Source organism: Pseudomonas sp. R32 (assembly GCF_009866705.1).
Lineage (GTDB): Bacteria > Pseudomonadota > Gammaproteobacteria > Pseudomonadales > Pseudomonadaceae > Aquipseudomonas > Aquipseudomonas donghuensis.
This window is the reverse complement of record NZ_CP019396.1, coordinates 3760948-3784090: the sequence shown is the minus strand read 5'-3', so window position 1 is coordinate 3784090 and position 23143 is coordinate 3760948. Positions and strand designations below refer to the sequence as shown.

At 63.0% G+C, this 23143-nt stretch carries 20 protein-coding genes; 13 read left to right on the top strand and 7 right to left on the bottom strand.

The features are described 5' to 3' along the window. Position 1: 1 nt before the first annotated feature. The 5 genes from fadA (at position 2) to PspR32_RS17550 (ending at position 5221) form a co-directional block, all read left to right on the top strand. The gene (gene fadA / locus PspR32_RS17570) at positions 2–1177 is read left to right on the top strand and encodes an acetyl-CoA C-acyltransferase FadA (protein WP_010226989.1); all 1176 of its coding nucleotides are present in this window, start codon (positions 2–4) and stop codon (positions 1175–1177) included. A gap of 79 nt (positions 1178–1256) precedes the next feature. Continuing rightward, positions 1257–1508, top strand: coding sequence for a DUF1653 domain-containing protein (locus PspR32_RS17565; protein WP_010226982.1), 252 nt, complete (start codon positions 1257–1259; stop codon positions 1506–1508). A 100-nt stretch (positions 1509–1608) separates the two neighbouring features. Beyond that, a complete protein-coding gene (gene topA / locus PspR32_RS17560) occupies positions 1609–4221 on the top strand; it encodes a type I DNA topoisomerase (RefSeq protein ID WP_010226976.1) in 2613 nt (870 codons plus the stop codon). A 194-nt stretch (positions 4222–4415) separates the two neighbouring features. Next, positions 4416–4937, top strand: a complete 522-nt coding sequence (locus PspR32_RS17555) for a DUF6586 family protein (protein WP_159388959.1) — start codon at positions 4416–4418, stop codon at positions 4935–4937. Positions 4938–4987: 50 nt separating this feature from the next. After that, a complete protein-coding gene (locus PspR32_RS17550; protein ID WP_010226971.1) occupies positions 4988–5221 on the top strand; it encodes a hypothetical protein in 234 nt (77 codons plus the stop codon). A 66-nt stretch (positions 5222–5287) separates the two neighbouring features. Here the strand turns inward: PspR32_RS17550 and sulA are convergent, their stop codons facing one another. Together sulA and lexA are read right to left on the bottom strand one after the other, a co-directional pair. Next, complete coding sequence (gene sulA, locus PspR32_RS17545; RefSeq protein ID WP_010226969.1) at positions 5288–5782, bottom strand: SOS-induced cell division inhibitor SulA; 495 nt, start codon at positions 5780–5782, stop codon at positions 5288–5290. Positions 5783–5792: 10 nt separating this feature from the next. Further along, positions 5793–6401 (bottom strand): transcriptional repressor LexA, encoded by a 609-nt coding sequence (lexA, locus tag PspR32_RS17540; protein ID WP_010226967.1) that lies wholly within the window; start codon positions 6399–6401, stop codon positions 5793–5795. Between the two features lie 209 nt (positions 6402–6610). On the opposite strand from lexA, the gene PspR32_RS17535 reads away from it, so the two are divergent. From PspR32_RS17535 to nagZ, 3 genes are read left to right on the top strand one after another with little or no spacing between them, the layout of a single operon-like run. Continuing rightward, positions 6611–7324 carry a TetR/AcrR family transcriptional regulator gene (locus PspR32_RS17535; protein ID WP_010226965.1) on the top strand — a complete coding sequence of 238 codons (714 nt, stop codon included), beginning with the start codon at positions 6611–6613 and terminating at the stop codon, positions 7322–7324. A gap of 46 nt (positions 7325–7370) precedes the next feature. Further along, positions 7371–7895, top strand: a complete 525-nt coding sequence (locus tag PspR32_RS17530) for a L,D-transpeptidase (protein ID WP_010226964.1) — start codon at positions 7371–7373, stop codon at positions 7893–7895. A gap of 22 nt (positions 7896–7917) precedes the next feature. Continuing rightward, the gene (gene nagZ / locus PspR32_RS17525; protein ID WP_174242332.1) at positions 7918–8916 is read left to right on the top strand and encodes a beta-N-acetylhexosaminidase; all 999 of its coding nucleotides are present in this window, start codon (positions 7918–7920) and stop codon (positions 8914–8916) included. An 81-nt stretch (positions 8917–8997) separates the two neighbouring features. On the opposite strand, the gene PspR32_RS17520 is transcribed toward nagZ, so the two are convergent. The 3 genes from PspR32_RS17520 to mfd are packed head-to-tail and all read right to left on the bottom strand — an operon-like array spanning position 8998 to position 15344. Then, positions 8998–11316, bottom strand: coding sequence for a DEAD/DEAH box helicase (locus PspR32_RS17520; RefSeq protein ID WP_159388958.1), 2319 nt, complete (start codon positions 11314–11316; stop codon positions 8998–9000). Positions 11317–11320: 4 nt separating this feature from the next. Beyond that, the gene (locus PspR32_RS17515) at positions 11321–11884 is read right to left on the bottom strand and encodes a CsiV family protein (RefSeq protein WP_010226960.1); all 564 of its coding nucleotides are present in this window, start codon (positions 11882–11884) and stop codon (positions 11321–11323) included. Between the two features lie 10 nt (positions 11885–11894). Continuing rightward, entirely contained in the window at positions 11895–15344 is a 3450-nt protein-coding gene (gene mfd / locus PspR32_RS17510; RefSeq protein WP_159388957.1) for a transcription-repair coupling factor, read from the bottom strand. A gap of 169 nt (positions 15345–15513) precedes the next feature. Here mfd and PspR32_RS17505 point away from each other — a divergent pair, with 169 nt between their 5' ends. The 3 genes from PspR32_RS17505 to sthA all read left to right on the top strand — a co-directional run bounded on the left by PspR32_RS17505 (position 15514) and on the right by sthA (position 19716). After that, positions 15514–16977: a glyceraldehyde-3-phosphate dehydrogenase gene (locus PspR32_RS17505; protein WP_010226956.1), complete on the top strand. Its 1464-nt coding sequence runs from the start codon at positions 15514–15516 to the stop codon at positions 16975–16977. Positions 16978–17049: 72 nt separating this feature from the next. Next, positions 17050–18048 (top strand): FAD:protein FMN transferase, encoded by a 999-nt coding sequence (locus PspR32_RS17500; protein ID WP_159388956.1) that lies wholly within the window; start codon positions 17050–17052, stop codon positions 18046–18048. A 273-nt stretch (positions 18049–18321) separates the two neighbouring features. Beyond that, positions 18322–19716: a Si-specific NAD(P)(+) transhydrogenase gene (gene sthA / locus PspR32_RS17495; RefSeq protein WP_010226951.1), complete on the top strand. Its 1395-nt coding sequence runs from the start codon at positions 18322–18324 to the stop codon at positions 19714–19716. A 42-nt stretch (positions 19717–19758) separates the two neighbouring features. On the opposite strand, the gene PspR32_RS17490 is transcribed toward sthA, so the two are convergent. Next, entirely contained in the window at positions 19759–20481 is a 723-nt protein-coding gene (locus PspR32_RS17490) for a glycerophosphodiester phosphodiesterase (RefSeq protein WP_010226949.1), read from the bottom strand. 28 nt (positions 20482–20509) lie between these two features. Next, on the bottom strand, positions 20510–21097 hold the full coding sequence (locus tag PspR32_RS17485) for a PilZ domain-containing protein (protein WP_010226946.1): 588 nt from the start codon (positions 21095–21097) through the stop codon (positions 20510–20512). 94 nt (positions 21098–21191) lie between these two features. On the opposite strand from PspR32_RS17485, the gene PspR32_RS17480 reads away from it, so the two are divergent. Beyond that, complete coding sequence (locus PspR32_RS17480) at positions 21192–22442, top strand: lipoprotein-releasing ABC transporter permease subunit (protein ID WP_036996404.1); 1251 nt, start codon at positions 21192–21194, stop codon at positions 22440–22442. 7 nt (positions 22443–22449) lie between these two features. Beyond that, entirely contained in the window at positions 22450–23133 is a 684-nt protein-coding gene (gene lolD / locus PspR32_RS17475) for a lipoprotein-releasing ABC transporter ATP-binding protein LolD (protein ID WP_174242301.1), read from the top strand. Positions 23134–23143: the final 10 nt, after the last annotated feature.

Here is a 23143-nt window from a genome sequence, read left to right as displayed (position 1 = left end):
TATGAGCCTGAATCCAAGAGACGTGGTGATTGTCGACTTCGGTCGCACCCCGATGGGCCGCTCCAAGGGTGGCATGCATCGCAATACCCGCGCCGAAGACATGTCCGCGCACCTGATCAGCAAGCTGCTGGAGCGCAACGCCAAGGTCGATCCGAGCGAAGTCGAGGACGTCATCTGGGGCTGCGTCAACCAGACCCTGGAGCAGGGCTGGAACATCGCCCGCATGGCCTCCTTGATGACCCAGATCCCGCACACCGCTGCCGGCCAGACCGTCAGCCGCCTGTGCGGCTCGTCGATGAGCGCGCTGCACACCGCGGCGCAGGCGATCATGACCGGCAACGGTGATGTCTTCGTCGTCGGTGGTGTCGAGCACATGGGCCACGTCAGCATGATGCACGGTGTCGACCCCAACCCGCACATGTCGCTGTACGCCGCCAAGGCCTCGGGCATGATGGGCCTGACCGCCGAAATGCTTGGCAAGATGCACGGCATCAGCCGTGAGCAGCAGGACCTGTTCGGCCTGCGTTCGCACCAGCTCGCCCACAAGGCGACGGTCGAAGGCAAGTTCAAGGATGAAATCATCCCGATGCAGGGCTACGACGAGAACGGTTTCCTCAAGGTCTTCGACTACGACGAAACCATTCGCCCGGACACCACCCTGGAAAGCCTGGCGGCCCTCAAGCCTGCTTTCAACCCCAAAGGTGGTACCGTGACCGCCGGCACCTCGTCGCAGATCACCGACGGCGCCTCGTGCATGATCGTCATGTCGGCCCAGCGTGCCCAGGACCTCGGTATCCAGCCTCTGGCGGTGATCCGTTCCATGGCCGTGGCCGGTGTCGACCCGGCAATCATGGGCTACGGTCCGGTTCCGGCGACCCAGAAAGCCCTCAAGCGTGCGGGCTTGTCCATCGCCGATATCGACTTCTTCGAGCTCAACGAAGCCTTCGCCGCACAGGCCCTGCCAGTGCTGAAGGATCTGAAAGTGCTCGACAAGATGGATGAGAAGGTTAACCTGCACGGCGGCGCCATCGCCCTGGGCCATCCTTTCGGTTGCTCCGGTGCGCGGATTTCCGGCACTCTGCTCAACGTCATGAAGCAGAATGGCGGGACCCTCGGCGTTTCGACCATGTGCGTCGGCCTGGGCCAAGGCATCACCACCATCTTCGAACGCGTTTAAGCGTTCGGCGGGTGGAAACCGGGGCCTGGTGCCCCGGTTTTTGTTTTTGCAGGAATTTTTTTTCAAGAGGGTGAGCAACATGCAGATACAACCAGGCGTATACCGGCATTACAAGGGGCCTGAGTATCGTGTGTTCGGCACCGCACGCCATTCCGAAACCGAGGAGTGGGTGGTGTTCTACCAGGCGCTGTACGGTGAATTCGGCCTGTGGGTGCGACCGCTTTCGATGTTCCTCGAGTCGGTCGAGGTTGACGGCGAGCAAGTGCCGCGCTTTGCTTTGGTCAAGGCTGAAACCGAGCTGTTTTCCCGGCCCGATGCCGAGGGTGGCTAGAGCCCCGCGCTTGACCTCACTCTGTTGCCACTATATATAGCGGTGCCGCGTCAGGTACCTGCCGTGTTTTTATTTTCAGTATTCAGGAATTTTCCGATCCATGGGCAAATCGCTGGTCATTGTGGAATCCCCGGCTAAGGCCAAGACCATCAACAAGTACCTGGGCAGCCAGTACGTGGTGAAGTCGAGTATCGGCCATATCCGAGACCTGCCCACCAGCGGTTCGGCCAGCGCCAGCAAGGAGCCTGCCGCCAAGCGCGGCAAGGCCGCCGCAGGCGAAGCGCCGGCCCTGTCGCCAAAAGAGAAGGCGCGCAAGCAGTTGGTCGCACGCATGGGCGTCGACCCTGACCACGGCTGGAAAGCCAAATACGAGATTCTCCCGGGCAAGGAGAAGGTCATCGACGAACTGCGTCGCCTGGCCAAAGATGCCGACACCATCTATCTCGCAACCGACTTGGATCGCGAGGGGGAAGCCATTGCCTGGCACCTGCGCGAAGCCATCGGTGGTGATGACAGCCGCTACAAGCGCGTGGTGTTCAACGAAATCACCAAGAAAGCCATCCAGGAAGCGTTCTCGCAGCCTGGCGAGCTGGATATCGACCGGGTCAACGCCCAGCAGGCGCGACGCTTCCTCGATCGCGTGGTGGGCTACATGGTTTCGCCACTGCTGTGGGCCAAGATCGCCCGCGGCCTGTCCGCCGGCCGCGTGCAGTCGGTGGCGGTGAAGCTGGTGGTCGAGCGTGAGCGCGAGATCCGTGCCTTCATCCCTGAAGAGTACTGGGAAGTGCACGCCGACCTGGGTACCGCCAAGGACGCCAAGGTGCGTTTCGAAGTGGCCCGCGAGAACGGCGAAGCCTTCAAGCCGCTCAACGAAGCCCAGGCCATGGCAGCGCTGGCGCAGCTCAAGTCCTCCAGCTACACCGTGGCCAAGCGTGAAGACCGCCCGACCAGCAGCAAGCCGTCGGCGCCGTTCATCACCTCGACCCTGCAGCAGGCCGCGAGCAACCGCCTGGGCTTCGGCGTGAAGAAAACCATGATGATGGCCCAGCGTCTGTACGAAGCCGGCTACATCACCTATATGCGTACCGACTCGACCAACCTCTCGGTCGATGCGGTGGAAATGGCTCGCAGCTACATCGAAAGCGAGTTCGGCAAGAAGTACCTGCCCGAAGCGCCGATCGTCTACGGCAGCAAAGAGGGTGCCCAGGAAGCGCACGAAGCGATTCGTCCATCCGACGTCAACACCCATCCGACCAAGCTCAGTGGCATGGAGCGCGATGCCGAGCGTCTGTACGAGCTGATCTGGCGCCAGTTCCTGGCCTGCCAGATGCCACCGGCGCAGTACCTGTCGACCACCGTCAGCGTCACCGCAGGCAACTTCGAGCTGCGCGCCAAGGGCCGCATCCTCAAGTTCGACGGTTACACCCGGGTATTGCCGCAACAGAGCAAGCCGGGCGATGACGATGTGCTGCCGGAAATGAACCAGGGCGAAGTACTCAAGCTGATCCAGCTCGACCCGAGCCAGCACTTCACCAAGCCGCCGGCGCGTTACTCCGAAGCCAGCCTGGTCAAGGAGATGGAAAAGCGCGGTATCGGTCGTCCTTCGACTTATGCTGCGATCATCTCGACCATCCAGGATCGCGGTTACGTGACCCTGCACAACCGCCGCTTCTACTCCGAGAAGATGGGCGACATCGTCACCGAGCGCCTGTCCGAGAGCTTCTCCAACCTGATGGACTACGGCTTCACCGCCGGCATGGAAGAGAACCTCGATGACGTGGCCCAGGGCGAGCGCGACTGGAAGAACGTGCTGGACGAGTTCTACGGCGACTTCAGCAACAAGCTGAAGCTGGCCGAAGACGGCGAGAAGGGCATGCGTGCCAACCAGCCGACCCTGACCAACATTGCCTGCAAGGAATGTGGCCGGCCGATGATGATCCGCACCGCCTCCACCGGCGTGTTCCTCGGCTGCTCGGGCTACAGCCTGCCGCCCAAAGAGCGTTGCAAGGCCACCGTCAACCTGGTCCCGGGCGATGAAATCGCCGCCGACGACGAGGGTGAATCGGAATCGCGCGTGCTGCTCAACAAGCACCGCTGCCCGATCTGCTCGACGGCCATGGATGCTTACCTGCTCGATGAGAAGCGCAAGCTGCACATCTGCGGTAACAACCCCGATTGCACCGGCTACGAGATCGAAGAAGGCAACTACCGCATCAAGGGCTACGAAGGGCCGAGCCTTGAGTGCGACAAGTGCGGTAGCGAGATGCAGCTCAAGACTGGCCGTTTCGGCAAGTTCTTCGGTTGCACCAACGCCGAATGCAAGAACACCCGCAAGCTGCTCAAGAGTGGCGAGGCGGCGCCGCCGAAGATGGATGCGGTGAAGATGCCGGAGCTCAAGTGCGAGAAGGTCAACGATACCTACGTGCTGCGTGACGGTGCTTCGGGGCTGTTCCTGGCTGCCAGCCAGTTCCCGAAAAACCGCGAGACCCGTGCACCCCTGGTGATCGAGATCATCCCGCACAAGGATGAGATCGATCCGAAGTATCACTTCCTCTGCGAGGCGCCGAAGAAGGACCCGGACGGTCGCCCGGCGGTCATCCGCTACAGCCGCAAGACCAAGGAGCAGTACGTGCAGACCGAGGTCGACGGCAAGCCGACCGGCTGGCGTGCGTTCTATGACGGCAATGCCTGGAAGGTCGAAGACAAGCGCTGATTGAGCTTGGGGCCGCTGTTCGCGGCCCATCGCCGGCAAGGCCGGCTCCCACAGGGAGTGCAATCGCCGCCGACTCTGTGGGAGCCGGCCTTGCCGGCGATCGACCGCAAAGCGGTCGCCATCTAGACTTGCAGTAGGGCAGGGCAATCCGTGACACTCACAGACCGCCTTGCAGCCTTTCGGAGGGCACCCAGATGGCCCAGGAACTCTACACCCGTACCAACCAGAAGATTTACTTCGCAGGCCTGGCCCTCGAAGCTCTTGGCAAGGCGCAGGAAAGCCGGGCCATGAATACCCAGGCGCTGATCCAGGCCGAGCGTGAGTCGGCGCTGTTTCACCTGTACGGCGCGCTGCTGGGCTTGTGTCACGAGATTGCCGGGTTTTATCGTTTGCCCCAGGCCGGCGCACCCCGTGCCGAGCTGTTGCTGACCCGCGAAGTGCTCGAGGCTGTGGCCATCCCAGAGATGGCCGAACTGGTTGAGCTGGCCGAACAGCGCGAAACCTGGCTGGCGCAATTGCTAAGTGCTTATGCCGATTTGTTCCGACCGCCGGTCGCGAAAAAAGCGCCAAAAACCGACGTTACCCAGCCGCTGATCCAGGCACTAAGCCTCGATGAACCCGAGGCGCCAGCGCTGTCGCGCGAAGAGCTGGAAAGCTGGCGGCAGAACCTCAAGGGGCTTACGGTTCGTTTTCGTGAAGGTTTGAGTGAGTGCTGATTGGGGCGGTGGCTGGTACAATGCCGGCCTTTCGCGGAGAACAGCCCCTTATGCCAACGTCCTTTCTAGAAATTGTCGAGTTGCCTGATGGCCGGATCGAGCTGCGCCGTGCCGAGGACGAGGGTTCGTTGGTAACCCTGGATTTCTCCGAGGACGCCAAAGCCTTTTTGCAAGGTCAGCACGTGGAAGTGGCCAAGGCCATGCTCAGTGTTGGCGTGCAGATGGCCGGCAAGCTGGTAGAAGGCGAGATCGAACGCGACGAAGGGCCACGGGTCCTGCACTGATCGCCTGCATGGCTTCCTCGTCCTGAGGAAGCCTGGCGAAATCAATGGTTGAAACAGACCTGAATATCAGCCGAGGCGGATGTTCAGGCTTTGTGCGTCTCCAGCGCGAGCCGCATTGCTCAGTTGCTGGCGGGCGCTGCTGCTGACGGTGTTGAGCCAGCTGACCACGGTGTGGCTGCGGCCCAGGCGCAGGGCATCGCAGGCCAGTTGCAAGGCACTCTGGTTGCCGCGCGGTTGCAACAGCAGGATGCGCTCGCGGTTCAGCCCGGCCTCGCGCAGCCAGGCCTGGGTCAGGCTGGCAGGTGGGGCGATCAGGGTCAGCCAGCGGGCGTCATGTTCTTCGCTCAACTCGCTCAGTTCACGCAGCATCGGGGCCAACAGGCTCTGGCAGCTACCCAGTGCGCCACGCAAAGACAGCTCGCTGAAAACCTGGGCCGCGCCGGGGTGGGGCGCTGGCTTGGCGCTTTTCAGTCCGGGCAGCACCGGCTGGGCCAGGAATGCTTCGAACAGTGGCAATTGTGCTTGCAGCGGTACGTTCTGTGACGCAGGGGGGAACTGCATGATGCCTCCTTTACCGGCGTATGACGCCGACGCTCAAGCCCTCGATCACCAGCTCCTGGTCTTTCAGGTTGACTTCGATTGGGGCGAATTCGGGGTTCTCGGCAATCAGCCAGACTTTGCTGCCTTCGCGCTTGAAGCGTTTGACCGTGACTTCGTCACCCAGGCGAGCAACGACGATCTGGCCGTTGCGAGCTTCGCGGCAGGTGTGCACGGCCAGCAGGTCGCCGTCGACGATGCCGACATCCTTCATGCTCATGCCGTGAACGCGCAACAGATAGTCGGCGCGGGGATGGAAGAACGCCGGGTTGATGTTGCAGGATTCTTCGATGTGTTGCTGGGCGAGGATCGGCGCACCGGCCGCCACCCGGCCAATGATCGGCAGGCCGCTGTCGTCGGGCTTGGCTTCAAAGCCGGGGATGCGGATGCCCCGTGACGCCCCCGGGGTCATTTCGATCGCACCCTTGCGGGCCAGGGCCTTGAGGTGCTCCTCGGCGGCGTTGGGCGATTTGAAACCCAGCTCCTGGGCGATCTCCGCGCGGGTGGGCGGAAAGCCGTTGTCTTCCAGGCAGCGTTTGATAAAAGCCAGAATCTCAGCTTGGCGTGGCGTCAGTTTTAGCATGTCGATCGCTCTGTCTTTTTATACAGTGACTGGAATTATATACAGTAGGTGGCAAGCTGCAAGCGCCACGCGCCAAGAAAAGGGGGATGGGCGCTCTCGCAGCTATGGTTTAATACGTGACCGCATGGCCGCAAAGCGGCTGCGCGGACTTGACAAATCACCGCTTTGAAACGTATGTTTCAAACAAGTGTTTGTCAGGCGGAGTAGTCATGGCCCAGTCGGAAACCGTAGAACGCATTCTCGATGCTGCCGAGCAGTTGTTCGCGGAAAAAGGTTTTGCCGAAACCTCATTGCGGCTGATCACCAGCAAGGCCGGCGTCAACCTGGCGGCGGTGAACTACCACTTCGGTTCGAAGAAGGCCCTGATCCAGGCGGTGTTCTCGCGCTTCCTGGGGCCGTTCTGCGCAAGCCTTGAGCGCGAGCTGGAGCGCCGCCAGGCCCGCCCCGAGCAAAAGCCGAGCCTTGAAGAGCTGCTGGAGATGCTGGTCGAGCAGGCGCTGGTGGTGCAGCCACGCAGCGGCAATGACCTGTCGATCTTCATGCGCCTGCTGGGCCTGGCCTTCAGCCAGAGCCAGGGCCACCTGCGCCGTTACCTTGAAGACATGTACGGCAAGGTGTTTCGCCGCTACATGCTGCTGGTCAACGAAGCCGCGCCGCGCATTCCGCCAATCGAGCTGTTCTGGCGCGTGCACTTCATGCTCGGCGCCGCGGCGTTCAGCATGTCCGGGATCAAGGCCCTGCGCGCCATCGCCGAAACCGATTTCGGCATCAATACCTCGATCGAGCAGGTCATGCGCCTGATGGTGCCGTTCCTGGCCGCCGGCATGCGCGCCGACAGCGGTGTCACTGACGAAGCCATGGCTGCCGCGCAGTTGCGCCCACGCAGCAAGTCCGGCAGCACCCCGGTCGCCGCCAAGGCCTGATGCCACGGCTGGGCGCGGCGAGCCGCATCGGCTAAGCTAGCGCCCCATGGCCAGTCTCGATTTTCTGCATATCTCCCTTGCTGATCAATGCCTCTATGGGTTCGCCCAGGGGCAGTTGCGCCTGCGCCTTGACGTCTCCACCGCGCGCAACGGCGCCGGTGAGCTCAAGGGCTCGGGTTGCACGCCGCGGGGTCGCCACCAGGTGCGCGCCAAGATCGGTGCCGGCTTGCCGCAAGGCGCGGTGCTGAGGGGACGGCGCTGGACCGGCGAAATCTGGTCGCCGGCACTGCACGAACACTTTCCCGGTCGTGACTGGATCCTCACGCGCATACTCTGGCTCAGCGGTTGCGAGCCGGGCGTCAATCGCTTGGGGCCGGTCGACACCTTCCACCGTTATATCTACCTGCATGGCACCCCCGATAGCGAACCTATGGGCGTGCCGTTGTCCCATGGTTGCGTGCGCTTGCGCAACGCCGACCTGCTGAACCTGTTCGACCAGGTGCCGGTGCATTGCCCGGTGCAGATCGACGAAGCCGCGTGCCCCCAATGGGCCCACATCCGCGTCAACTGAAGGATCAATTATGAGTGCCAGCCTGCAAGGCTCCCTGATGGTCGACATCGCCGGTACCTGGCTGACCGCCGAGGACCGCCAGCTTTTGCGCCAGCCCGAAGTGGCCGGCCTGATCATCTTTGCCCGCAACATCGAAAGCCCGCGCCAGGTGCGTGAGCTGTGCGCCTCGATTCGCGCCATTCGCCCCGAGTTGATCCTGGCGGTGGATCAGGAAGGCGGTCGGGTCCAGCGGTTGCGCCAGGGCTTTGTGCGCCTGCCGGCGATGCGCGCGATTGCCGATAACGACAACGCCGAATACCTGGCCGAGCAATGCGGTTGGCTGATGGCCACTGAAGTGCTGGCGGTCGGTCTGGACCTGAGCTTTGCGCCGGTGCTGGACCTCGATCACCAGCGCAGCGCTGTGGTCGGCAGCCGCGCCTTCGAAGGTGATCCGCAACGCGCCACGCTGCTGGCCGGTGCTTTTATTCGTGGCATGAACGCCGCGGGCATGGCCGCTTGTGGCAAGCACTTCCCGGGTCATGGCTGGGCCGAGGCCGATTCCCATGTGGCGATTCCCACCGACGAGCGCAGCCTGGCGCAGATCCGCGCGGCCGACCTGGTGCCGTTCACTCGTTTGAGCGGGCAGTTGGCGGCAGTGATGCCGGCCCACGTGATCTATCCGCAGGTGGACAACCAGCCGGCCGGTTTCTCCCGGCGCTGGTTGCAGGAGATTCTGCGCGGCGAGCTGGGCTTCAATGGGGTGATCTTCAGTGATGACCTGTCCATGGCCGGTGCCCATGTGGTCGGTGATGCCGCCAGCCGTATCGAGGCGGCCCTGAGCGCCGGTTGTGACATGGGCCTGGTGTGCAATGATCGCGCAGCCGCCGAGCTGGCCCTGACTGCCGCCCAGCGCCTGAAAGTCAAGCCGTCGCCGCGGATTGCGCAGATGCGCGGGCGGGGCTTTGCCCGTACCGACTATCGTCAACAGCCGCGCTGGCTGGAGGCGCTTGGAGCGCTCAAGGAAGCGCAGCTGGTTGATTGATTGCAGGGCTGCGTTGCAGCCCATCGCTGGCAAGCCAGCTCCCACAGGCTCCGTGTGGGAGCTGGCTTGCCAGCGATGAGTTCACCGCGCACTAGAGCCTTGCCGCTTCCCAGGCAACGGCGCAAACAACGCATCGATATCCTCCGCCGCCAAACGCCAGTCCCCCGCCTGCCGCCCATCCAGCACGCCCGCTGCCAGCGCCGATTTCTCCTGCTGCAACTGCTGGATCTTCTCTTCCACCGTGCCCCGGGTAATCAGCTTGTAGACGAACACCGGTTTTTCCTGGCCGATTCGATAAGCGCGGTCGGTGGCCTGGTTTTCTGCCGCCGGGTTCCACCACGGGTCGTAGTGGATCACGGTGTCCGCCGCGGTCAGGTTCAGGCCGACACCGCCGGCCTTGAGGCTGATCAGGAAGATCTGCAATTGCCCGTTCTGGAAGTCGTGCACCGGTGCCCGGCGGTCACGGGTTTCGCCAGTCAGCAGGGCATAGGCGATACCGCGGTGCTGCAGTTCGGCCTCGATCAGCCGCAGCATGCTGGTGAACTGCGAGAACAACAGGACACGTCGACCTTCGGCCAGCAGTTCTTCGAGCATTTCCATCAGGCTGGTGAGTTTGCCGGAGTGGGCGCCGCGCGCGGTCGAGGCTTGGCTGTTGATCAGGCGCAAATCGCAGCAGACCTGGCGCAGCTTCAACAGCGCTTCGAGGATAATGATCTGGCTGCGCGCCACGCCCTTGCGGGTGATCTCCGCGCGTACTTTCTGGTCCATGGCCAGGCGCATGGTTTCGTACACGTCACGCTGCGCATCGCTGAGCTCGACCCAGTGAATCATCTCGGTTTTGGCCGGTAGCTCGGTGGCCACTTGCTCCTTGGTGCGGCGCAGCAAAAAAGGTTTGATCCGTGCATTGAGGTGTTGCAGGCGTTCATCGTTGCCCTGGCGCTCGATCGGCACCCGATAGTCGCGGTTGAACGCTTTGGCGTCGCCCAGCCAGCCCGGCAGCAGGAAGTGAAACAGCGACCACAGCTCACCCAGGTGGTTTTCCAGCGGGGTGCCGCTCAGGCACAGGCGCTGGCGGGCTTCGAGCTGGCGCGCCGCCTGGGCCGCCTTGCTGCCCGGGGTCTTGATGTACTGCGCCTCATCGAGGATCAGTACATGCAGCTTCAGGCCCTTGAAGTGCGACAGGTCCTTGGGCAGCAGGGCATAGGTGGTCAACAGCAGGTCGTAGTCCTGCAGGCTGCCGAAATGCTTGCGCCGGCCGATGCCTTGCAGGGCCAGCACACGCAAGCCCGGGGCGAAGCGTTCGGCTTCGTCCTGCCAGTTGGGGATCAGGCTGGTGGGCATCACCACCATGGCCGGGAGGGTCAGGCGTCCGGCATTTTTTTCGCTGAGCAGGTGAGCGAGGGTTTGCAGGGTTTTGCCCAGGCCCATATCGTCAGCGAGGATGCCGCCGACCTCCAGCTCACGCAGGGCCTGCATCCAGCTCAGGCCTTCGAGCTGATAGGTGCGCAGGGTAGCGTTAAGGCCTTCAGGCGTTTGCGCCGGTTGCAGGCGGATATCGCGCAGGCGCTCGGCCAGGCTGCGCACCTGCTCACCGCCTTGCCAGCTCAACGGCAGCTCTTCCAGGGCACTGAGGCGCGTGGCGTCCAGCGTCGGCAGGCGCACGCTGGTTTCGCCGGGTTCACGCAGGTAAAAGTCGCCCAGGGTTGCCAATACCGGCTTGAGGCGACCGTAGGGCAGGGCCACTTGCAGGTTGCGCCGCACTTCACCCACGGGCGCGGGAATCTGTACCAGCAATTGTTCGTCGTCCCGGCGCTTGTGCAACTGCGCAGGGTTGAGCAGTTCCGGGTGGCTGCGCAGCACGTTGAGCAGAATCGGCAGCAGGCTCAGGCGCTGGCCATTGACCTCGATACCCAGTTCCAGGTCGAACCAGTCCCGGCCGCTGGCTTCGTCGATCTGTGCGTACCAGTTGTCGACCTCGGCAAGATTGAAGGCGAAGTCGTCGGTGTACTCGATCTCCCAGCCTTGTTCGCGCAGGGTCGGCAGGTCATTGAGCATGAAGCGTAGCCAGGCTGCTTCGGAGGCCAGCTCAAGCAGGTCGCCGGCGCTCTCCGGCAGGGCTTTGCTCTGCCGGGTGGCGATCTTGAAGCCCAGGCGCTGGAGCGTCTGGCGGATTTGGCTTTCGGCCTCGGCGTGGCGCTGCAGGCGTTGGCTGCCAGTACTCTCCAGGCGGCTGACGTCCTTGACTTGCCTGCCGCTGGCGCGAATGCCGTCATAGTTGAACGACAGCGCCGCCCGGTGCTGGTGCTGGCGCTGCATCCTGCCGGTTTGCGGCACGTAGGCGCTGAACTCGTGGCTGCCCAGAATCAGGTGAGGCGTGGGGGCAATACCATCGTTAGGCATCGGGTTACTGCTCCATCATCTCCGCAGGCGCAGTGGGAGCGCTGGCTGGCCGATTGGCCGTGACCTTGAGCAGCAGGGCCAGGTGGCCGCCGTCGAGGAAGGTCAGTTCTCCATTCTTGATGGTGCTGTTGCTCTGCTTGAGCGGTTCGCTCAAGGTCACGCTGCCGTTGCCGTCGAACTGGTTGACCCAGAAACTGGCATCAACGGCGATGAAGCGTTCTTCCTTGACGGTCAGGTTGCCCTCGATGGGGAACTGGCCGAAGTGTTCTTCGCCGTCGCTGATCGCCACTGTGCCGGCATCTTGTTTCCAGGCTTTGTGCAGCAGCACGGTGTACTGGTTCGGGTCGGCGGCAAGCTTGGCCGCCTCGTCGGTGAGCGCTGGTTGGCGCAGGTCACCCTCGGCGACGATCTGGGCGCCATTGCGCCAGTCTTCCGGGGCCGACTTGCTGGTAATCGCCGGCACGGCGTTCTGCCGTACCAGGATCATTTCGACCTGATAGGCGCCATTGGCAAATGCCGTCGGGGCAATCAGTGCCAGCAGCAGGGTCAGGCTACGCGTTGCACGCATGGATCTTCCTTCACGCAGATTGTGGGGTCAGGCGCTCGAACAGCGCCTCAAGGTTGTTGAAGCGTTCTTCCGGGCGCTCCATCGGCACCAGGAACTTGAACTGGGTGGCGCCTTCGAACTTGTAGCGTTTGGGCTGGCCCTGGATCAGCTTGATCAGCACCAGCGGATCGACCGGGGTCTGGGCTTCGAATTCGATCTTGCCGCCGTTGGGGCCGGCGTCGACCTTCTTGATGCCGAGTTTTTCTGCCTGCAGCTTGAGCAGGGTCAGGCGCACCAGGTTCTTGGTCGGTTCCGGCAGCAGGCCGAAGCGGTCGATCATCTCTACCTGCAGGTCCTTCAGGCCGTCTTCGTCCACCGCCGAGGCGATGCGCTTGTAGAGGATCAGCCGCGCATGCACATCCGGCAGGTAGTCCTCGGGAATCAGTGCCGGCAAGCGCAGGTTGATTTCCGGGCCGCCGCCCAACGGCTGGTCGAGGTTTGGCTGGGTGCCCTTGCGGATGGCCTTGACCGCGCGTTCGAGCATTTCCATGTACAGGGTAAAACCGACCGCCTGGATCTGCCCGCTCTGGCCTTCGCCGAGCAGCTCGCCGGCGCCGCGGATCTCCAGGTCATTGGTGGCCAGGACAAAGCCAGCCCCCAGGTCCTGGGTGTTGGCGATGGCTTCCAGGCGCTTTTCGGCGTCCGGGGTGATTTGCTGGCGCGGCGGGGTGAGCAGGTAGGCATAGGCCTGGTGGTGACTGCGCCCGACCCGGCCGCGCAACTGGTGCAACTGCGCCAGGCCGAACTTGTCGGCACGCTCGATGATGATGGTGTTGGCGCTCGGCACGTCGATGCCGGTCTCGATGATGGTCGAGGCGATCAGCACGTTGAAGCGCTTGTGATAGAAGTCGCTCATCACCTGTTCGAGTTCGCGCTCGCGCATCTGCCCGTGGCCGATGCCGATGCGTGCTTCCGGTACCAGTTCGGCAAGGTCGGCGGCGCATTTTTCGATGCTCTTCACATCGTTGTGCAAGTAGTAAACCTGGCCGCCGCGCAGCAGTTCACGCAGCAGCGCCTCCTTGACCGTGCTCTTGTTCTGCTCCATGACGAAGGTACGCACCGACAGCCGGCGCGCCGGCGGCGTGGCGATGATCGACAGGTCGCGCATGCCGGCCACGGCCATGTTCAGGGTGCGCGGGATCGGCGTGGCGGTCAGGGTGAGGATGTCCACCTCGCTGCGCAGGGCCTTGAGCTGCTCCTTCTGGCGCACGCCGAAACGGTGCTCTTCGTCGATGATCACCAGGCCCAGGTCCTTGATCTTGACGTCGTCCTGCAGCAGCTTGTGGGTGCCGATGACAATGTCGATCTTGCCTTCGGCCAGGTCCGCCACCGCTGCGGCGACTTCCTTGGGCGACTTGAAGCGGCTCATCACCTCGACCGTTACCGGCCAGTCGGCGAAGCGGTCGCGAAAACTGTTGTAGTGCTGCTGGGCGAGCAGGGTGGTCGGCACCAGGATTGCCACCTGGCGGCCGCCGTGCACGGCAATGAAGGCTGCGCGCATGGCCACTTCGGTCTTGCCGAAGCCGACATCGCCGCACACCAGGCGGTCCATCGGCTTGGCCGCGAGCATGTCCTCGCGCACCGCTTCGATGGCGCTTTGCTGGTCCGGGGTCTCCTCGAAGGGGAAGCCGGCGCTGAAGGTGGCGTAATCCACCGACGGGTCGGCGAAGGCATAGCCTTTGCGCGCGGCGCGGCGGGCATAGATGTCGAGCAGTTCGGCAGCGACATCACGTACCTGTTCGGCGGCCTTGCGCTTGGCTTTTTGCCAGGCTTCGGAGCCGAGCCGGTGCAGCGGCGCCAGGGCGTCGTCGCTGCCGGTATAGCGGGCGATCAGGTGCAGGTTGGCCACCGGCACGTAGAGCTTGGCGCCCTCGGCGTATTCGAGGGTGAGGAACTCGGCGGCCTGGTTGTCGATTTCCAGGGTCGCCAGGCCCAGGTAGCGGCCGACCCCGTGATCGATATGCACCACCGGCGCGCCTTCACGCAGCTCGGTGAGGTTCTTGATGACGGCATCGTTATTGGCGTCGCTGCGCTTGTCGCGGCGACGGCGCTGCATCACCCGTTGACCGAACAGCGGGCTCTCGGCGACCAGGGCGATGGCCGGGTCATCCAGCAGCAGGCCTTCGTCCAGCGGTGCGATAGTGATCGCCAGGCGCTCCTTGCCGGCAACGAAGGCACTCCAGCTGTCGACGGTTTGCGGGCGCAGCTTCAGGCGCTCAAGCAGCTCCAGCAGCACTTCGCGACGGCCCGCCGACTCGGCGGTGAACAGCACGCGGCCAGAGAACTGCTCAAGAAAGCCCGACAGCGCTGCCAACGGCTGGTTGGCCTTGGCTTCGATGGCAAGGTTGGGCAGGACCTGGGCCGGGAAGCGCTCGCGGCCGACGCCGCTGTCGACGTCGTCCTGGCTGACCACCACGCGCGGCCAGCTCTTGAGCCGGGCGAAACAGTCCTCAACCGGCAGGAACAGTTCGGCGGGCGGCAGCAACGGTCGCGCCGGGTCGATGCGGCGTTCCTCGTAGCGGTTGCGCACATCGCTCCAGAAGTGCTCGGCGGCCTGTTCGACGCCCGGCAGGGAGAACACCTGGGTGTCCTGGGGCAGGTAGTCGAACAGGGTCGAGGTGTCTTCGAAGAACAGCGGCAGGTAGTACTCGATACCGGCCGGGGTGATGCCGCTGGAGAGGTCCTGGAAGATCGGGCTGCGGCGGAAGTCGACGTCGAAGCGCTCGCGAAAGCGTGCCTTGAAGCGCGTCACCGCCTCTTTTTGCAGCGGGAACTCGCGGGCCGGCAGCAGCCGCACCGAGTCGACCTTGTCGATCGAGCGCTGGGTTTCCGGGTCGAAGGTACGCAGGGTCTCGATTTCGTCATCGAACAGGTCGATGCGGTACGGCAGCTTGCTGCCCATCGGGAACAGGTCGATCAGCGCGCCGCGTACGGCGAACTCGCCGTGCTCGTACACGGTATCGACGCAGCGGTAACCGCTGGCTTCAAGGCGCGTGCGCATCTGCTCGACATCAAGCTTCTGGCCGATGTCCAGCACCAGGCTGCTGCCGAGTAGAAAGCGCGTCGGTGCCAGGCGGTGCAGGGCCGTGGTGATCGGCACCACGAGAATGCCGTGATCGAGCTCCGGCAGCCGGTACAGGCTGGAAATGCGCTGGGAGATGATGTCCTGGTGCGGCGAGAACAGGTCGTAGGGCAGGGTTTCCCAGTCGGGGAAGGGCAGTACCGGCAGCTCGGGCGCAAAAAAACGCAGCTCCTGCTCGAGGCGGTCAGCGCTCTGGCTGTCGGCGGTCAGCAGCAGGGTGAAGCGTTTGGCGACGCTGGCCGCTTCGGCAATCGCCAGGCTCAGGGCGGCGCCCGGCAGGTTGCCCCAGGTTTGTTTGCCGGCAGTGGCCGGCAGGTGCGGTAGACGCAGAACAGGCACGGGAGGTCGAGCTCCAAGCGTTGCGACAAAGACGCCAATTGTACCGGGCGCAGGCCCGCGCTGTCAGGTTTGTGCAGGCTAAAAGCATGTAGTGGATTGTCGGCGACAGGCGCTCATTGCCCGATGGGCTGCGGGGCGTCATAATGTAGCCCCTTTTTTCTGTCCCTACATGTGGAAGGTTCCCGTGACTCAGAAGCCCGACCAGTGTCTTGGTGAGTGGATTGATCGTGAAGCGCTTGCAGAAGCGATGATCCCGCTTATCGGTCAGCTCTACCGCAATAACAATGTGGTGAGCTCGATCTATGGCCGTAGCCTGATCAACCGCTCGGTGATCTCGATCCTCAAAGCGCACCGCTTTGCCCGTCATCGCCAGACCGACGAAACCGAACTGTCTGTACACGAGACATTCCCGCTGCTCAAAGCCATGAGCGAGCTGAAACTGGGCGCCGCTTCGGTCGACCTGGGCAAGCTGGCCAACAAGTTCAAGCAAGAAGGCAACGGCCGCAGCGCCGAGCAGTTCGTGCGTGAAGAAATGGCTGACGTGGTTGGCCAGCAAAACGCTTCGGCGCGCAAAGGCACCGACGTTGTCCTCTACGGCTTCGGTCGTATCGGCCGTCTGCTGGCGCGTATCCTGATCGAGAAAACCGGTGGTGGCGACGGCCTGCGTCTGCGCGCCATCGTCGTGCGCAAAGGCGCCGAGAACGATCTGGTCAAGCGTGCCAGCCTGCTGCGTCGTGACTCGGTACATGGCCCGTTCGATGGCACCATCACCATCGACGAAGCCAACAACACCATCACTGCCAACGGCAACCTGATCCAGGTTATCTACGCCAAGAACCCGAGCGAAGTCGACTACACCCAGTACGGCATCGAGAATGCCCTGATTGTCGACAACACCGGTGTATGGCGCGACGCCGACGGCCTGGGCCAGCACCTGGCCTGCCCGGGCGCTGCCCGCGTGATCCTCACCGCACCTGGCAAGGGCGCGCTGAAGAACATCGTGCATGGCATCAACCATGGCGAAATCAGCGCTGATGACAAGATCATCTCCGCGGCTTCCTGCACCACCAACGCCATCGTTCCGGTACTGAAGGCGGTCAACGACAAGTTCGGTATCATCAACGGTCACGTTGAAACCGTTCACTCGTTCACCAACGACCAGAACCTGATCGACAACTTCCACAAGGGCAGCCGTCGTGGCCGTGCCGCGCCGCTGAACATGGTTATCACCGAGACCGGTGCCGCCACTGCAGCTGCCAAGGCACTGCCAGTGCTCAAGGGCAAGCTGACCGGCAACGCGATCCGCGTACCAACGCCGAACGTGTCGATGGCTATCCTCAACCTGAACCTGGAAAAAGCCACCAGCCGCGAAGAGATCAACGAGTACCTGCGCCAGATGGCCATGCACTCGGACCTGCACAAGCAGATCGACTACGTGAGCTCCCAGGAAGTGGTCTCCACCGACTTCGTCGGTTCCCGCCACGCCGGTGTGGTCGATGCCGAAGCCACCATCTGCAACGAAAACCGTGTTGTCCTGTACGTCTGGTACGACAACGAATTCGGTTACAGCTGCCAGGTAGTGCGCGTGATGGAAGACATGGCTGGCGTCAATCCGCCTGCTTTCCCACGCTAAGCTTGGCTTGGTTGTGAAAGACGGGAACCTCAGGGTTCCCGTTTTTTTTGCCTGAAATTTCCAGGAGGCTGGATGCGTAGAACAGTGTTGATAGGCGCGTTGCTGAGTCTGGCCGGGTGCGGGCAGGGCAACACCCTTGAACGCATCAGTGGCCCGACCATGGGTAGCAGCTACACCGTGCAGTATGTGCGCACGCCCCAGGGGCCGGCGCCGGAGCAGGTCAAGCGCGAGGTGGAGCGGATTCTCGAAGGCATCGACAAGCGATTTTCCACCTACCGCAGCGACTCGCTGATCGAGGCCTTCAACAGGCTGCCGGCCAACAGCTGCCAGTCGATGCCGGCCGATGTGCTGGCGCTGGTGCGGGTTGGCGAGCAGCTGGCGCAGCAGAGTGACGGGGCGTTTGACCTGACCGTGGAACCCTTGCTCGACCTGTGGGGCTTCGGCCCGCAGTCACGCAGGGAAAAAGTGCCGGATGCCCAGGCCCTGGCCGCCACGCGCCAACGGGTCGGGTATGGGCATTTGCGCATAAACGGTGAGCAGCTGTGCAAGGATGCACCGGTGGAAGTCGACTTCAACAGCATCGCTGCCGGGCATGCGGTGGACCTGCTGGTGACGCGGCTAAAAGCCCTGGGCATCGCGGATTTGCTGGTCGAAGCGACCGGTGAACTCAAGGCGATCGGGCGCAAACCTGATGGCAGCAAATGGAAAGTGGCCCTGGAGCTGCCGGGTACTGACCGCCAGATTGCCCAGCAAGTGCTGGCCGTGGACGGTTTTGGTGTGTCCACCTCCGGTGACTATCGCAATTATTTCGAGGAGAATGGCCTGCGCTATTCACACACCTTCGATGCGCGCCTTGGGAGGCCGGTGAAACACGACCTGGCGGCGGTGACGGTATTTGACCGTTCGACGCTGATGGCCGATGGGTACTCGACCTTGCTGTTGATCCTCGGGCCCGAGCAAGGCTGGGAGTTTGCCCTCAAACACGGGATTGCCGCGGTGTTCGTGACCCGGGTTGCGGAAGGTTTCGTCTCCCGAAGCACGCCGGCGTTTGTCCAGGTGAACAAGCAGTAACCAGTTTTTGTGGGAGCTGGCCTTGCCAGCGATGCAGGCGACGCGCAATCGCTGACACTGCGCTGATGCCATCGCCGGCAAGGCCGGCTCCCACAGGGTTTGTGTAAATGACATGTAGTGCAGAGAAAAATAGCCTACGACGCGACCAAGGGTTAATGTGCGCGGCGTTCAAGCTTGATTAGACTGCACCCGAATTTTTTCATGGCGCCGCTGGCGGCATGAGGTAGCCCCGCCCGCCGATGTGGCGCGCAGGCCTGTTCTGAAGGAGTACGCATGGCTGTCTACAACTACGACGTAGTGGTGCTGGGTTCCGGCCCCGCAGGAGAAGGGGCGGCAATGAATGCTGCCAAAGCAGGACGCAAGGTGGCGATGGTCGATAGCCGTCGCCAGGTCGGCGGCAACTGCACCCACCTGGGCACCATCCCGTCCAAGGCCCTGCGTCACTCAGTGCGCCAGATCATGCAGTTCAACACCAACCCGATGTTCCGGGCCATTGGTGAACCGCGCTGGTTCTCGTTCCCTGACGTACTGAAAAGCGCCGAGAAGGTGATCTCCAAGCAGGTTGCCTCGCGCACCGGCTACTATGCGCGCAACCGCGTCGACGTGTTCTTCGGCACCGGCAGCTTCGCCGACGAGCAGACCATCGAAGTGGTCTGCGCCAACGGCGTGGTCGAGAAACTGGTGGCCAAGCACATCATCATCGCCACCGGTTCGCGCCCGTATCGCCCGGCCGATATCGATTTCCACCACCCGCGTATCTACGATAGCGACACCATCCTCAGCCTCGGCCACACCCCGCGCAAACTGATCGTCTACGGCGCCGGCGTGATTGGCTGTGAGTACGCCTCGATCTTCAGTGGTCTGGGTGTGCTGGTGGAGCTGGTGGACAACCGCGCTCAGTTGCTGAGCTTCCTCGACTCGGAAATTTCCCAGGCGCTGAGCTACCACTTCAGCAACAACAACATCACCGTTCGCCACAACGAAGAGTACGACCGTGTCGAAGGCCTGGACAACGGTGTGATCCTGCACCTCAAATCCGGCAAGAAGATCAAGGCCGATGCCTTGCTCTGGTGCAACGGCCGTACCGGCAATACCGACAAGCTGGGCCTGGAAAACATTGGCATCAAGGTCAACAGCCGTGGTCAGATCGAAGTCGACGAGAACTACCGCACCCACGTGCCGAACATCTACGGTGCCGGTGATGTGATCGGCTGGCCGAGCCTGGCCAGTGCCGCCCACGACCAGGGTCGCTCGGCTGCCGGCAGCATCGTCGACAACGGCAGCTGGCGGTTCGTCAATGATGTGCCGACTGGCATCTACACCATTCCGGAGATCAGCTCGATCGGCAAGAACGAGCAGGAGCTGACCCAGGCCAAGGTACCTTATGAAGTGGGCAAGGCCTTCTTCAAGAGCATGGCCCGGGCGCAAATCGCCGGTGAGCCGCAAGGCATGCTGAAGATCCTGTTCCACCGCGAAACCCTGGAAATCCTTGGCGTGCACTGCTTCGGCTACCAGGCGTCGGAGATCGTCCACATCGGCCAGGCGATCATGGATCAGCCGGGTGAGCGCAATACCCTGAAGTACTTCGTCAACACCACCTTCAACTACCCGACCATGGCCGAAGCCTATCGGGTAGCGGCTTACGACGGCCTCAACCGGCTTTTTTGAGCGGCTCCGGCCGGTGGCCTGAGCCGGCCGGGGAGACCGATTTCAGCGATTCTCGAGGGTGGCGCTGGCCAAACCGGGAAAGTCTGTAATCAGGCTGTCTACGCCGAAGTCGGCGAGCCTGCGCATCAGCGCCGGCTCGTTGACTGTCCACACCGACACGTGCAACCCCTGGCGCTGAGCCTTGATCAGGCGCTCGGGGGTGCACAGTGTCCAGTTCAACGCCAGCAAGTTGCAGTCATAGTTCTGGGCGACCTTCAGTGGGTCGAGCCAGGCGTATTCGGCGACCAGCCCCCTGGCAATATCCGGTGTCAGCTCAAGCGCTGCGCCCAGCACTTCCCGTGAGCTTGAGGTAATGGTGATCTTGTCGAGCAGGCCGAATTGCTGGGCCATTTCGCGGATTGCCAGCACGGTGGTGGCGGCGCGGGTGCGCGAGGCACTCTTGACCTCCAGTTGCCAGTGCTCGAAGTCGCACTTTTCAAACAGTTCTTCAAGGCGCGGGATAGGGCAGGGCGAGACCCAGCCCGGGCCGCCCTTGCGTGCATCATAGGTCGCAAGATCGGCCGCGAAATGCTCGACCACTTTGCCGCGCCGGCCCGTGGTGCGCTTGAGGCTCGGGTCATGGATCACCATCAGCTGGTTGTCGGCTGACAGGTGCAGGTCGAGTTCGCAGCGACGCACGCCGTGCCCGAGGCACTGCTGGAAGCTGGCGAGGGTGTTTTCGGGGGCTTCGCCCTTGGCGCCGCGGTGGCCGTAAATCGTGGTCACGTCTGTTCCTTCAACAAATAAGTGAAACTCAGGAGGCGCTTGGGTCGTTCTGTTCCAGGGCCTGGCGTCGTTGTTGCGCTTGGCGTTGCAGGATGTAGCGGGCCAGCAGCTGGCGCTGGGCATCGGTGGTGTCGATGAACTCGGTGCCGACCTCGTACTGGCCGTCGGCGTTGCGATCGCAATGGGTGACTTTGGCGCGCAGCAACAGGCCCAGGGCCTGGGGCATCAGCACCATCTTCACCGCGACGCAGGTGTCAGCAGCCAGCGGCTCGGCCTGGCTGAACTCGATGCCGCCTTCGGACAGCACCACCGCTTGCGGCGCGCTCAACTGCCCGAGCAAGGTCTGCGCGACCACGGCGCTGAGCAGGTCGATGCGTTTGTTCTGGGCCTTGAGAAAGGCGGCCAGGGTGCGGTCCTTGTCACTGAGCTGGCGCAGCAGGTGTTGGGATTCGAACTCGCTCAGGTGCAATTCACTGAGCAGGTTGAACAGCGGCGAAGTATCTTGCAACAAGTCCGTGCCAAGCGCTTCGGCGGCGCTCAACGGGCTAATTTCCAGTGCGATCCGATCCTCGATACGGTAGTATTCGCGGCGATCTTCTTCATCTAATGTCGACATGGCGAACCCATGGTAGCGGCGGTGGTCTGAGTGTAAAGCTGCTATTCAAGCCCCGCCACAAGGACGTTCCTCTTTCATCCGAACAAGCCCCGACATGTTCAGACCTCTCTTCGTATTCATCGGCACGCGTTATACCCGTGCCAAGCGTCGCAACCACTTCGTCTCGTTCATTTCCCTGACCTCGATGATCGGCCTCGCCCTGGGCGTTGTCGTGATGATCGTGGTGTTGTCGGTCATGAACGGCTTCGATCACGAGATGCGCACCCGGGTGTTGGGCATGGTGCCCCACGCCACACTGGAAACCGGCCAGCCGATCAACGACTGGCCGGCCCTTGCCAGTCAAGTAAAGCAGAACCCGCAGGTTCTGGCGGTGGCGCCCTTCACCCAGATGCAGGGCCTGCTGACCCATGACGGCAAGGTGCAAAAGGTGCTGCTCAACGGCATCGACCCGGCCCAGGAACGCCAGGTCTCGATCATCGACGACTTTATCCGCGAGGGTAAGCTCGATGACCTGGCCCCCGGCGAGTTCGGCATCATGATCGGCGACAAGGCGGCCACCAAGCTGGGTGTTGGCGTCGGCGACAAGCTGACCTTCGTCGCCCCCGAGGTCACCGTGACCCCGGCCGGCATGTTCCCGCGCATGAAGCGCTTTACCGTGGTCGGCATCTTTCATGTCGGCGCCGGTGAGATCGACGGCTACCTGGGCCTGACCAACCTCTCGGACCTGTCCCGCCTGCACCGCTGGAAGGCCGACCAGGTCCAGGGCCTGCGCCTGAAGTTCGACGACCTGTTCCAGGCGCCGCGGGTGGCCTGGGACATCGCCCAGAAGCTCGGCGAGCAGGAGTTCTATGCCCGCGACTGGACCCGCAGCCACGGCAACCTGTACCAGGCGATCCGCATGGAAAAAGCCATGATCGGCCTGCTGTTGCTGCTGATCGTCGCGGTGGCGGCGTTCAACATCATTTCCACCCTGGTGATGGTGGTCAACGACAAGAAGGGCGATATCGCCATCTTGCGCACCCTGGGTTCGACGCCCGGGCAGATCATGGCCATTTTCATGGTTCAGGGTACGGTGATCGGTGTGGTCGGCACCCTGATCGGCGCGCTGGTGGGCATCTTCGCCGCGCTCAATGTCAGCGCCGCGATCGCCGGCATCGAAACCCTGATCGGGCACAAGTTCCTCAATGCCGACGTCTATTTCATCGACTACCTGCCCTCGCAGATCATGGCCGAGGACGTGTGGATGGTCTGCGGTGCGGCATTGGTCCTGAGTTTCCTCGCCACCCTGTATCCGGCCTGGCGTGCGGCACGCACCCAGCCTGCGGAGGCGCTACGTTATGAGTGAGTTGGGCATGAGTGATAAAGCAGTGCTGAGTTGCCGCAACCTGGGCAAGTCCTACGAGGAAGGCCCGGAGAAGGTCCAGGTGTTGTCCGGCTTGCAGCTGGAGCTGCACCCGGGCGAGCGGGTGGCGATCGTCGGTAGTTCAGGTTCGGGCAAGAGTACCTTGCTCAACCTGCTCGGCGGCCTCGACACCCCGTCCGAAGGCAGCGTCTGGCTGGCCGGCGAAGAGCTCTCGGCGCTGGGCGAACGCGCCCGTGGCCTGCTGCGCAATCGCGCCCTGGGCTTCGTCTACCAGTTCCACCACCTGCTGCCGGAGTTCACTGCGCTGGAGAACGTGTGCATGCCGTTGCTGATCGGCCGCACCGCCATTCCCGAAGCACGTGAACGTGCCCAGGCGCTGCTCAAGCGCGTGGGCCTGGGGCATCGCCTGAGCCACAAGCCGGCCGAGCTGTCCGGTGGCGAGCGCCAGCGCGTGGCCATCGCCCGGGCCCTGGTCAACCGGCCGGGGCTGGTCATGCTCGACGAGCCGACCGGCAACCTCGACCATCACACCGCCCAGGGCATCCAGGACCTCATGCAGGAGCTGAGCAGCGCCTCGCAGACAGCCTTCCTGGTGGTGACCCACGATCTCAACCTGGCGCGCCAGATGGACCGAGTGCTGCGCCTGGATGACGGGCACCTGGTACCGATCTGATTGCCCGCGC